The following is an 11,252-nucleotide window of genomic DNA, read 5'->3' as shown; positions in this document are numbered from 1 at the left end:
GCTTTTTCTGCTGCTTCATCAAGGCGTTGAAGTGCAAGAGAATCTTTTGTTACGTCAATACCGCTTTCTTTTTTGAACTCATCTGCTATCCATTTGATTATTTTCTGATCAATATCCCGTCCTCCCATGTGACTGTCACCTTTTGTGGACTTCACTTCAATCACATCATCACCGACTTCAAGTACTGAAATATCAAAGGTTCCACCACCAAAGTCGTAAACGATAATCTGCTCATCCTTTTTCTTGTTAAAACCATATGCGAGAGCGGCAGCAGTTGGTTCGTTGATAATTCGTTTTACATCAAGTCCAGCAATTTTCCCTGCGTCTTTTGTTGCTTTTCTCTGCGAATCGTCAAAATACGCCGGTACCGTGATAACAGCTTCAGTTATTTTTTCGCCAAGTTTTGCTTCCGCGTCAGTTTTCAGTTTTTGGAGAATCATTGTTGAAATTTCTTCTGGTCGATACTCTTTGTCCCCCATTTTTACCAAAACTCCATCACTATCTGATTTTGATACTGCAAAAGGAACTGTTTTCTTGTCTTTCTGAACTTCCGAATCCTCAAAACGATGACCAATAAATCGCTTGATACCAAATACTGTATCGTTTGGATTGGTAACCGCCTGTCGTTTTGCAAGTTGCCCCACCAAACGCTCTTTTGTCTTAGAAATGGCAACGATTGAAGGGGTTGTGCGATTACCTTCACTATTTTCAATAATAACAGGCTCTCCTCCCTCCATAACTGCAACTGCAGAGTTTGTGGTTCCCAAATCTATTCCAATTATTTTTCCCATATTGTTTTAGCTTCTTAGTTTTTAGCTTGTTAGTTTTCCGACTTTAACTTTTGCTGGTCGTATAATTTTATTATAAAATGTGTATCCTTTTTGTAATACTTCAATAATCTTTCCGTCTTGCTTTTTATCATCCGTTTCTATCGTTTCAACACAATCATGCAATTCAGGATTAAAGACTTCTCCAACAGGGTTGGTTTGCGTAAGGTTGTTATCTTCCAGTATAAAGAGAAGTTGTGAATGTATATGTTCAACTCCTTTTCTCCAGTTGGCATCAACTTTCTCCCACGCAACTTTGTCTCCAAATGCCATTTCAAAACTGTCCAAAACCGGTAATATTTCACTCAGTATATCTTCTTTAGCCAGTTTGTTGATTTCTCCGCGGGTAGTTTCTTCTTTTTTTCTGGCGTTGATGGAATCTGCCTGTGCTCTTTGCCAACCATCGAGGTATTTTTGCTTCTCTTTCTGGCATTCTTTAAGTCGTGTCCGTAGTTTCTTTACAATATCGCCTGCGTTGTCAGAATCTTCAACTATTTCCTCTATTTCTTCGAAATCTTTCTCTATTTTCGCTTTCTTTGGCTTTTTCACCAAAATACTATAACCTTTGGCACTCTTAATGTCAACTTTTTATCAGCTTAAATACGATTTCATACGATATATCGTAAGAAATAAAAAATTGGGATTTGTATAAAAAAAGAAACCGCTGGGCGAACCATGCGGTTTTACATTTTTAACTACGAACGTCTATGATTTTTAGGTCTTCGAGTGGATAGATCTTTGAAGCCCAGAGACAACCTTCTATGAAACAAAGCCATCTGAGAACTTCCTCCGTTCTTCCTTCCTCAATAAACCCTAGCGTATGATCGAGCATACTGTAACAGTGGCCGAGAACATTGCTCAATGAATGAACTATTTCTTCGTGCGGATAATCGATTTTGTTTACACCTGCTTCTTCAAACTGAAAACGATATATCTCGATTGCTTTTCGTATCTTTTCTGGTGTCATTTTTGAGCCCTCTTTGGCTTTTTCACCAAAATACTATAACCTTTGACACACATGATGTCAAATTTTGACGCTTCAAAACTCTTTTTGATAAAATTACCGTTTTTTCCACTGTGGAGCTCGCCTTGCTTTTCGTAGGCCGAATTTTTTTCGTTCTTTGACTCGTGGGTCACGCTTGAGAAAACCTGCTGTTTTGAGTGCTTTCCTCAGTTCTGCGTCGTATTGAACCAGTGTTCGTGCAATGCCGTGACGAAGTGCGTCGGCTTGGGCGACAATACCGCCACCACGAAGTAGGGCTGTGATTTTAAATTTTTGAGACAATCCGGATTCTTTGATTGCACTGTTGACTGTGTATTGAAGCTCTCTCAATGGAAAGTACTCTTCCATCTTTTTGTGGTTCACCTCAATTGAATTTTTGGTGCTTTTATACAACCGCACTTGCGCAGCAGCGGTTTTTCTCCTGCCAACTGCCTTTAGATATTTTGTGTCTGTTTTTTCTGCCACCATATTATTCAGTAATATTTAAATTTTTCATCATTCTCGGTCGTAATTTATTGCTCGGAAGCATGCCATACACCGCTTTTCTGAGCAGTTCGCTGTATCCCTTTTTTAATATAACCTGATCCATTGTTTTGGTTCGCAGGCCGCTTGGATAGCCAGTATAGTGTATATACTTATTTTTCTCTCGTTTCCCGGCGTCTATCTGCATTTTTGAAGCATTTTCAATGCTCACTGTAATCTCCGGAATTTGGTTGCGCACATATGTGACCGTGTTTTTACCCATGAGAAACTGCGCCGCCTCACTTGCGATTCTGCCGATTCTCTTTTCTTTTGCATCTATTTTGTGTGTGGTCATGTTAAACAAATTCTATTATCGCCTCTTTGCGAGCATCTGCCATTCTTGAATGGATTTTGGTGATGCGTGTATATCCCCCTTTTCTATCCTTATACCTCGGAGCAATTGTTGAGAATAATTTACCAGTCGCATCCTTTTCCCCTCCAAGGCGCGAAATAACCAACCGCCTCGAATCAAGTGAGCCGATTTTACCTTTCGTCACCAGCTTTTCTATAAACGGACGAAGTTCTTTTGCTTTTGCTTCTGTGGTTTTTATCTTTTCGTGAATGATGAGAGAACGAGCCAAAGAGCGCAGAAGTGCTACCCTCTGTTTTCGCACTCTTCCTAATTTTCTCCCTGTCTTGCGATGCTGCATGTTTTTTATTAGTTATTAGTTGGTAGTGTGTAGTTTGCAGGTTTTTGTACGCTCTACCGACTACTTACGACTAACTACTTACTATTTTAGAGTGATTCCAAAATTAGAAAGTGCCCGCTTAATCTCCTGAAGCCCCTTTTGTCCGAGCCCATCTATTACGAGAACATCATCTTCTTTCTTTCGTGCGAGACCTCCAACAGTCCGTATGTTTGCATTTGTAAGCGCGTTGACAGTTCGTACAGACAAATCAAGTGATTCAATGCGTGTCTTGAGAAACTCTGTGTCCAGATCATCTCCTTTCTGAGCATCATCTTCGGAATCCTCTCCTGTTACGTCTGGTGCTTCAATTTCCTCTTCTTTGAATCCGACAATTGCTCTAAGCTGCATAATCATCGTTTCAATTGATTTTTCAAGTGCCTCTTTGGGGGTAATAGTACCATCTGTTTCTATGAACACCTTGAGGCGATTAAAATCAGTTCGGTCTCCAATACGCATATTCTCAACTTCATAGTTGACACGTCTTATAGGGGTAAAAATAGCGTCCAGCGCAATGACTCCAACATCAACTTTTTCTTTTTGGAGTGCCTCTTTTGATACATATCCAAGTCCGCGCTCAGCAGAGAGCTCAGCCGTGAATGACACATTTTTGTCCGTGATCTCTGCTATGTGTTGCTCGGGGTTTAAAATTTTCACTTGCCCGGGAGCCTCAATGTCAGCCGCCGTTATTTTCTTTGCTCCCTTCACTGAAATTGAGAGTGTTTGTGGCTCGTCCGAGAGTACTTGTAGGCGAACCTTTTTAAGATTAAGCAGTATGGTGACGACATCTTCTTTTATCCCACTTATGGTTGAAAACTCATGAGATATGCCATCAATTTTGATTGAGGTGATAGCGGCACCAGGAAGAGACGAAAGGATGATTCGCCGTAGTGAGTTCCCAATTGTATGACCATACCCTGGGTATAGCCCGTCAATTTCATACGAACCGGTGAATTCTTCTTCTAAAACAATTCGCGGTTTTGAAGGCAGTGTTACGTTATATTCAGACATACGATATTGATACTTAGTTAATAAATTGATAATTATCTACTGTAATATTCAAGAACTGCTCCCATATCAAACGCTACAAAGGATTTTTCATAAGCTGGTTTTTCTACAACCACCCCTGTCATTTTCTTATTATCAAAAGAGAGCCATGCAGGAGCTTTGTGTTCAGCCAATCGTTCATCGATGGTGGTAAATAGCACTTTGTTCTTGCTTCCTTCTCTGATCCCAATTGTATCGTCTTTTGAAAGCCGGTGTGATGGAATAGTCATTTTTCTTCCATTGATGAGGATATGCCCGTGGGAAGTCATCTGGCGAGACAGTCCTCTTGTGTGGGCAAGACCGAGCTGATACACAACATTATCAAGACGGAGCTCAAGATTTTCAAATAACTTTTCCATCGGGCTGACTCCCTTTTTAGACACTGCCTCTTTAACATAGTTTGCAAGCTGTCTCTCAGATATGCCGTATGTGTAGCGCAGCTTCTGCTTTTCAATCAGCTGTCTACCATAATCAGAAAGAGTTTTTCGCCTTCGTCTCCTGGAGGACTTGAGAGTTCGTGCTTCTGAAAGCATAAATTTTTGTGTTTGGCATTTTTCAAACACACTATTTCCTAATCGCTTGCAAATTTTATATTTTGGTCCCGTTTTCATATTTATACTCTACGTGGCTTTTTAGCTTTTGGCCCATTATGAGGTACAGGAGTTGCATCTTTTATGGAAGTAACTTGAATACCTTTTGAAGAAAATGCGCGCAATGACGCCTCTCTGCCTCCTCCCACTCCTTTAATGACCACATCAACATCTTTAACTCCCATCAATACTGCTTTTTCACCCACTAACTCACCTACTTTTGCTGCCGCAAACGGTGTCCCCTTCTTGGCTCCTTTAAAACCGAGAGAACCACTTGTTGACCATATTATTGAATCGCCTTTCTTATCAGCCAACATAACTCGTGTGTTGTTGTACGTCGCTTTGATATATAAAGTACCTGTCTCCATCTTCTTTTTAGGAAGACGTGCCAACGACCTGGATTTAAGTCCGCTGTCAGCTTCACCACCCGATTTTTTTATAATTCTCTTCTTTCCCATTATTTTTTATCTACTTTTCGTTTTCCAGAACCCATAGTCTTTTTCGATCCTTTGAGTGTTCTGGCATTTGTTTTGGTCCTCTGTCCCCGTGTTGGTAGCTTCTTTGTATGTCGTGAGCCTCTATATGAACGAATGTCTTTCAGTCTCTTTATGTTACCAGATACTTCTCTGCGTAGGTTACCTTCTATTTTTCGTTCCTCAACAAGTTTTCGGATTTCACCTTCCTCTTTTGCTGAGAGATCTTTTGGTTTTTTCCCGACATTTACTTTGGCATTTTTAAGTATCTCACCTGAGAGAGAGCGCCCAATGCCATAGACTGCGGTAAGTCCTATTTCTAATCGTTTATTATCTGGTATGGTAATTCCCGAAATACGCATGATAAAAATTCTTAATGAATATGAGTGCAAACAAACATGAGTTTTAGAATTTTATTACCCTGTTAAATAAAATTTATCTAACAGGGTAACATTTTGCACCCACGATTGGAAGTTCGGAAAACCAAACTCCCAATCGTAGGCAAAATTGTTATCCTTGCCGTTGCTTATGTCTTGCGTTTGTAGTGCAAACAACATAGAGCTTCCCCTTTCTTTTTACTATTTTGCATTTTGTGCAAATTTTTTTTATGGAAGCTTTTACTTTCATCCCGATAGTGACAGATCGCGGTCATGCAATCCTGTTTAATTATTTTCTTATAAATATATATTGGACTGTTTGACTTTTTTATATTATTCCTCCCGAGCGACCGCGGTCACTATCGGGATTCATATTATAAAAACCATAATACAACACACACAAAAAGCCACATGTGAAGCATAGTGTGGCGACATTACTTTTAAACGTAATGCTACAGCCGTTTAATTATCCTTCCTCTCCCGCCGTATGGATCAAGAGTTATTTTTACCGTATCTCCCACAAGTACTTTTATACGATACATTCGCATCTTGCCTGAAAGGTACGCTAATATCTGCTCACCTCCTTCGAGTGTTACGCGAAATAAAGTATTCGGTAGTGCCTCGTCGATTGTGCCAGTGGCTTCTCCTTGTATTTCTTTTTGATTTTCCATTACAACTAAGCCAGGGAGTTTCCGTATACTACCAGATTTTTAGCCCTGTGGTCAAGTTTTTAGCTTCAAACATTACTGGAGAGTTATTATTTAGACAAAACTAATTCTACCCGTATTTTTTCTGGATTATCAGGAAAAGCACGTTTCCAGAACGGTCTCAATGTGACCTCTGCCTGTTCTATGCCTGGATACCCAGAAAGAATTGTTGCGAGAGCATCCTTTGAGCGTCCTGACAAATCGCTCTTAAGCTTTTCTTCATCAAACTGCCACACAATATCCACATTACCCCTTAAGGTAAAGAAAAATTCTTCATCTTGCAGAGGAAGTACATCTTGTTTATCTTCAATTATAAATGTCAGACTGGTAATATCTGCTATTTCTACTATTTCATCGTCAAAACCCGCTAAGGTGTTTTCCGCTACAAATCCGGAAAATAGTTCTTTATCAAACAGTACTCCGTGCAAAATTCCCTTTTCTTTAACCTCTGCTCCATCACTGATTTCTCCGTATGGAAGAGATTCATAAGTAATAAACATTGCATCTTCAAATAGATAAAATCTTTCTGGCTTTTGTGAGAGCGCTTCATTGAGAAGCTCTTTTTGTAAAGACTCTCTGATTTCTGCCCGTACTACTTCGAGCATACCATCCTCCACTGTTGGCTGCATACCAACGAATCCTCCTTCCATGGCCTCCTTTGATCGCGCATAAAAATCATCAAATCGTGGATCTCCGGCAAATCCTGGAATAGTAAAGTCTGTTAAACCAATGTTGTACGCTGATCCTGGATCATCAGCATATACTATTGCCTCAACCTGACCTGGAACGGTCTTCCCGTTCACTTTTTTCTGACCAGGAACCACAACAGACTTATTAATGCGGTAAATTAACCCTTCCGGAGTTTCAAAACGGGTGTTTTTTACCAACCGCTGATTGCTTGAGTTGTAATTGTTATATATAACGATAGTACCAGACGATTTTAAGGAAACTTCCTCTTGCCCTGTCGCGGGTACCGTTCGAGATGCAACAATTTCAATATTCATTACTTCGTATGTCAATTCCCCTGCAATAGCGTTACGAACTGCTTCAAAACGAGCATCAACAAGCGTCTTTGTTTGTTTTGGTATAACACTGACCCGCGAATCCGCTATGAGTAGAGAAAATGATAGGGCAAAAACAACAAGCACCACTGCACCTACACTAAAGAGTGCGCACTTTGACGAACGGGGGTCCCTTGTTGGTGGTGGTGGAGGTTGAATCGACGACGGTGGTTTAGTTGGCTGAGTTGGCTGTGCAGGGGGTGTAGGATCAACCGGATTCGGTGGGTTTTGAGGATTAGGTATTGGTGTAATGGGTTTTGCGGGAGTAGTTGGATTTTCGGGTGTCTGCTCGCCTCCCCCAAAGGACGGATGCGTATTGGGCATGTGTGTTGTATGAGCATTCTGTATATTCCGTATAGTTTTTTTATTTGGGGGTATAATGTCTTGAAATTCGTTTCTATTCATAGTGCATACATATTAAAACAATGAGTACAGTATAACACACAATATTATTCTGCAATAAAGCGCTATTCACCACGATTATTTAACGAGTACCTTGTGAAAAAAGAGTGTTTCCAATCCTAAAAATGAATCGCTCTCCACTCCTTTTCGCACATCATAATATTTATGAAATTTGGTCCCATTAAGCGTCACAACTGAAAATGGCCCAGCGGTGAAGCTCTCTTGACCTAGCGCATATCCTGAAATAATACACCTAAACCACTCTCCGAGATCTGAATCCACAGTCAAAAAAACAGTTTTAGGTAATAATATCCCCTCTGAGAGGTCAGTGAGAGCTTGCCCGAGCATTGACTGCCACTCTTTTTCTGCTGCCTCTAGCTCTTTTTCAACTGCCGGAGTTCCCTTTCTCTTGCTTTCGAAATGCAGACGAACGAGCGAATGCGCCTCTTCGGGAATGGTTTTAAGAGCATATGCAATTCTTCTCAACATGGAAAATTTCCCGATAGGAAACGATACGGTTTCAAGCAAGACCCCTTCTCGAATGAGTGATATGTCGGTTATCTCACCACTTATGTCCATAATAAGAAAATTTTCTTCTGCATGGAAAATATCCCGAATGACAGAAAATGAAGTAAGTGCAAACGAATGAAATGAAATTTCTCGGGTATTAAAGACTTTTTCAAATACTTCGGTCACCATTTTAGACACATCACCAGAAATCAAACTGAAAAATACAGCTATTTCCACACTGTTGGCTTTCCTGCCATAGGGATTACTTGTTTTGTAGCCATTGAGTGTTGTATAGATAACATTGCTTTCGATAACCTGCGGATTTCGGATATGTTTTGTAGCTTCATTCTCTTCTACTGATTTTTCAAAATGCTTTTTAGCTTTAGAGAGCATTTTTCCTATAAAATCAGTAGACACGGTAAAACTTTTTTTACGTTCAATAGTCAATATTTTGGTTTGCGACGTATACCATGGTGAAGAAAAGACACAGAGTATTTGTCCTATTTTTTTTGGTCCAAATAGTCCCCGGTCCAATTTCGCGATACCCTTTTGTTCAAGCTCAAGTGCAACACCTTCAAGTGTGCCAAGCATACGTTTTAGGAATAAGTCAGGGCGAATTTCTTTTTGAAAAGAGATCGGTGTGCGAATTGAGTGTAGAACGGTCGGCACACCGCCTGTTTTGAATGTGATCAATGCGGCTCCGATACTTCCACTTCTAATGTCAAAAATAATAACGGGAGCCGTGCTCTTATGTTTGTCGCGAAAGAGATTCATGTATGTATATTATAATAGAGCGTTGTCCCTACTGCAATTGCAAAATGTTTATTCAGACTTTATTTAATACAGCTTTTACTCTTCTTACCCCTGCTGACACCGCCTCCTCTTTTGTAATTTTGAACTGCCCTTTGATGTCACCGGTATTTTTTACATGCGGTCCTCCACAGAGCTCACGCGAATACACTGTTCCGCCTGCCTTGCCGTCAGGCAGGTCATCACACACCACTTTGTAGACTGTGACAGTATTAGGGTACCGTTCCCAAAAACTACCTTCCACTCCGGAATTTTGAGCTTTTTCTTTTGGTATTTCCTCCGTAATCACATCACACTTATGTGCAATTACCTCGTTTACGTACGCCTCTACTTTATCAAGTATATCTCTTTCAACTTTTCCGGTATGGGTAAAATCAAACCGAGTGCGCTCTTTGGTGATATTTGAACCGGCCTGATGTACACCATCACCTAAATATTTGCGCAGTCCTGCAAGTAGAAGATGTGTTGCTGTGTGAAGCATTGTGGTCTCTTCACCCAAATCAGCAAGTCCTCCTTTGAACTTCTGCTCCGCACCTACACGGGAAAGCTCTTGGTGTTTTTTCATTTCTTCTCTGAAACTTTCTTTTTCTATGGCAATACCTTTTTCACGCGCAAGTTCAGCTGTCATTTCAAACGGAAAACCGTATGTTGAAAATAACACAAATGCTTCTTTGCCTGATATACTCTTGCCTAATTTTTCAAACTGCCTTAATCCACTTTGCAGTGTTTTTCTAAATCGCTCCTCCTCTTGCCTGATTTCACTTTTTATTGATTCAACACGCTCTTGTAATTCAGAAAAAATGTCTTTATATCCCAGAATTGCAGTCTCAGCTATTGTTTCTAAATGGTTCTCACCGAGTCCTAAGTTATCTGCATATCGGACTGCGCGACGAAGTAGACGACGCAATATGTATCCTCTATCTGTGTTAGATGGAATTACTCCATCTCCTATCATAATTACGGCTCCGCGAACATGGTCTACCAAAATTCTAAATGATTTTTGATGCAGCTCGTGATTATATGATTTTCCAGATAGCTCCTCCGCTCTTTTTATAATCGTATATAGTACATCCACGGTAAACACATCTTGATTATCGTTTGCTGCTGCAGTCAATCGTTCAAGTCCCCCACCAAAATCAACGTTCTTTTGTGCCAGCTCTTCAAAACTACCATCTTCTTTTTTTATGTATTGCATAAAAACACAATTGCCGATTTCCATAAATCGCCCACAATCACAATTTGGATGACACTCTTGTCCTTCAATATCATGTAATGCTTCCCCAAAATCATAAAAAATTTCAGAGTCAGGCCCTCCAGGTTCCCCTGCAGGCATTTTTTCAGGAACCCCGGAGCGACTCCACCAGTTCTTTTCTGAACCATAGAAATAAATCCTCTCTTCTGGAATTCCTAATTCCTTCCAGATTTTTGATGATTCATTGTCCTGTTGGAGGTTGAACTTTTTATCACCCTCAAAGCAAGTTACCCAAAGACGGTCTTTGGAGATACCAAGTTCTTTAGTGAGAAATTCAAAAAACCATTTCAGCTGATCTTCTTTCCAATAGTCACCGAGAGACCAGTTGCCGAGCATCTCAAAAAAAGTGTGGTGATAGGTGTCTTTGCCGACGTCGTCGAGGTCGTTGTGCTTCCCGCCGGCCCGAATGCACTTCTGCGTGTTGGCCACCCGCTTGTCGGTCGGCGACTCGATTCCCAGGAAGATCGGCTTGAACTGATTCATGCCGGCGTTGGCGAACATGATCGTCGGATCGTCATGCGGAACGACCGGGGAGGAGGGCACGAACACGTGGCCCTTGCCCGCGAAGAAGTCGAGAAATTGTTGTCGAATCTGTGTTGAAGTCATGGAGTCACCGCTGGGTAGTGTATACCAGGAGTTTGCAGGAATCGAGACGAGGGCCGACGCCGACGTGCAAGCGGGTCCGTGATAGTATCGGCGGCCTCATGTCGTGCCGTAGGCACGGTTTGAACGTAGCCCAGGACATGGTCCTGGGGATCAGAGTGAGAGCCAATGGCGCGAGTCCCGTAGGGACGACTGAGCCGCACCACGGTCATCATCCGTCCCTACGGGACTGGCATGACAGGACGCATCGGATCCCGGCGATGAATCGCCGGGCTATTGTCGGGCTGTGCCTTACGGCACGCTTTGTTTAGCGCATCATCCCCGCCGAAACGGTCACGGACCCTATGCACGCCGTTACGTCTTGGGTGGGCGGAGCCGTAGT

Annotated in this window: 15 protein-coding genes; all 15 read right to left on the bottom strand. The window is 41.5% G+C overall.

What is annotated here, in order from left to right; all coding sequences use genetic code 11:
• On the bottom strand, nt 1-791 hold a 791-nt coding region (locus tag IIB50_02415; protein ID MCH7529949.1), incomplete at its 3' end, for an Hsp70 family protein.
• A 21-nt stretch (nt 792-812) separates the two neighbouring features.
• A complete protein-coding gene (locus tag IIB50_02410; protein MCH7529948.1) occupies nt 813-1,376 on the bottom strand; it encodes a nucleotide exchange factor GrpE in 564 nt (187 codons plus the stop codon).
• Nucleotides 1,377-1,518: 142 nt separating this feature from the next.
• Nucleotides 1,519-1,794, bottom strand: coding sequence for a hypothetical protein (locus IIB50_02405; GenBank protein MCH7529947.1), 276 nt, complete (start codon nt 1,792-1,794; stop codon nt 1,519-1,521).
• 93 nt (nt 1,795-1,887) lie between these two features.
• Nucleotides 1,888-2,298, bottom strand: coding sequence for a 30S ribosomal protein S9 (gene rpsI, locus IIB50_02400; protein MCH7529946.1), 411 nt, complete (start codon nt 2,296-2,298; stop codon nt 1,888-1,890).
• Between the two features lies 1 nt (nt 2,299).
• Nucleotides 2,300-2,647: a 50S ribosomal protein L13 gene (gene rplM / locus IIB50_02395; protein MCH7529945.1), complete on the bottom strand. Its 348-nt coding sequence runs from the start codon at nt 2,645-2,647 to the stop codon at nt 2,300-2,302.
• Nucleotide 2,648: 1 nt separating this feature from the next.
• A complete protein-coding gene (gene rplQ / locus IIB50_02390) occupies nt 2,649-3,002 on the bottom strand; it encodes a 50S ribosomal protein L17 (GenBank protein ID MCH7529944.1) in 354 nt (117 codons plus the stop codon).
• Nucleotides 3,003-3,083: 81 nt separating this feature from the next.
• Complete coding sequence (locus IIB50_02385) at nt 3,084-4,049, bottom strand: DNA-directed RNA polymerase subunit alpha (protein ID MCH7529943.1); 966 nt, start codon at nt 4,047-4,049, stop codon at nt 3,084-3,086.
• A 32-nt stretch (nt 4,050-4,081) separates the two neighbouring features.
• Nucleotides 4,082-4,696, bottom strand: a complete 615-nt coding sequence (rpsD, locus tag IIB50_02380) for a 30S ribosomal protein S4 (GenBank protein MCH7529942.1) — start codon at nt 4,694-4,696, stop codon at nt 4,082-4,084.
• 2 nt (nt 4,697-4,698) lie between these two features.
• Nucleotides 4,699-5,133: a 30S ribosomal protein S11 gene (gene rpsK / locus IIB50_02375; protein MCH7529941.1), complete on the bottom strand. Its 435-nt coding sequence runs from the start codon at nt 5,131-5,133 to the stop codon at nt 4,699-4,701.
• Entirely contained in the window at nt 5,133-5,513 is a 381-nt protein-coding gene (gene rpsM, locus IIB50_02370; GenBank protein ID MCH7529940.1) for a 30S ribosomal protein S13, read from the bottom strand. Before rpsM ends, rpsK begins: the two co-directional genes overlap by 1 nt.
• A 145-nt stretch (nt 5,514-5,658) precedes the next feature.
• Nucleotides 5,659-5,775 (bottom strand): 50S ribosomal protein L36, encoded by a 117-nt coding sequence (rpmJ, locus tag IIB50_02365; protein ID MCH7529939.1) that lies wholly within the window; start codon nt 5,773-5,775, stop codon nt 5,659-5,661.
• A 202-nt stretch (nt 5,776-5,977) separates the two neighbouring features.
• The gene (infA, locus tag IIB50_02360) at nt 5,978-6,196 is read right to left on the bottom strand and encodes a translation initiation factor IF-1 (protein ID MCH7529938.1); all 219 of its coding nucleotides are present in this window, start codon (nt 6,194-6,196) and stop codon (nt 5,978-5,980) included.
• Nucleotides 6,197-6,282: 86 nt separating this feature from the next.
• Nucleotides 6,283-7,698, bottom strand: a complete 1,416-nt coding sequence (locus tag IIB50_02355; protein MCH7529937.1) for a hypothetical protein — start codon at nt 7,696-7,698, stop codon at nt 6,283-6,285.
• A gap of 75 nt (nt 7,699-7,773) precedes the next feature.
• The gene (locus tag IIB50_02350) at nt 7,774-8,979 is read right to left on the bottom strand and encodes a hypothetical protein (protein ID MCH7529936.1); all 1,206 of its coding nucleotides are present in this window, start codon (nt 8,977-8,979) and stop codon (nt 7,774-7,776) included.
• A 52-nt stretch (nt 8,980-9,031) separates the two neighbouring features.
• Complete coding sequence (locus IIB50_02345; protein ID MCH7529935.1) at nt 9,032-10,873, bottom strand: alanine--tRNA ligase; 1,842 nt, start codon at nt 10,871-10,873, stop codon at nt 9,032-9,034.
• Between the last annotated feature and the right edge of the window lie 379 nt (nt 10,874-11,252).

It is taken from the genome of Patescibacteria group bacterium (genome assembly GCA_022560785.1).
GTDB lineage: Bacteria > Patescibacteriota > Minisyncoccia > Phycocordibacterales > JADFSL01 > JADFSL01.
This window is presented reverse-complemented; position numbering and strand designations above follow the sequence as displayed.

What these genes read in the sequence shown, in the direction of transcription:
- IIB50_02405 (MCH7529947.1), bottom strand. Translation starts at nt 1,794, where the DNA reads ATGACACCAGAAAAGATACGAAAAGCAATCGAGATATATCGTTTTCAG.
- rpsI (MCH7529946.1), bottom strand. Translation starts at nt 2,298, where the DNA reads ATGGTGGCAGAAAAAACAGACACAAAATATCTAAAGGCAGTTGGCAGG.
- rplM (MCH7529945.1), bottom strand. Translation starts at nt 2,647, where the DNA reads ATGACCACACACAAAATAGATGCAAAAGAAAAGAGAATCGGCAGAATC.
- rplQ (MCH7529944.1), bottom strand. Translation starts at nt 3,002, where the DNA reads ATGCAGCATCGCAAGACAGGGAGAAAATTAGGAAGAGTGCGAAAACAG.
- IIB50_02385 (MCH7529943.1), bottom strand. Translation starts at nt 4,049, where the DNA reads ATGTCTGAATATAACGTAACACTGCCTTCAAAACCGCGAATTGTTTTA.
- rpsD (MCH7529942.1), bottom strand. Translation starts at nt 4,696, where the DNA reads ATGAAAACGGGACCAAAATATAAAATTTGCAAGCGATTAGGAAATAGT.
- rpsK (MCH7529941.1), bottom strand. Translation starts at nt 5,133, where the DNA reads ATGGGAAAGAAGAGAATTATAAAAAAATCGGGTGGTGAAGCTGACAGC.
- rpmJ (MCH7529939.1), bottom strand. Translation starts at nt 5,775, where the DNA reads ATGAAAGTAAAAGCTTCCATAAAAAAAATTTGCACAAAATGCAAAATA.
- infA (MCH7529938.1), bottom strand. Translation starts at nt 6,196, where the DNA reads ATGGAAAATCAAAAAGAAATACAAGGAGAAGCCACTGGCACAATCGAC.
- IIB50_02355 (MCH7529937.1), bottom strand. Translation starts at nt 7,698, where the DNA reads ATGAATAGAAACGAATTTCAAGACATTATACCCCCAAATAAAAAAACT.
- IIB50_02350 (MCH7529936.1), bottom strand. Translation starts at nt 8,979, where the DNA reads ATGAATCTCTTTCGCGACAAACATAAGAGCACGGCTCCCGTTATTATT.
- IIB50_02345 (MCH7529935.1), bottom strand. Translation starts at nt 10,873, where the DNA reads ATGACTTCAACACAGATTCGACAACAATTTCTCGACTTCTTCGCGGGC.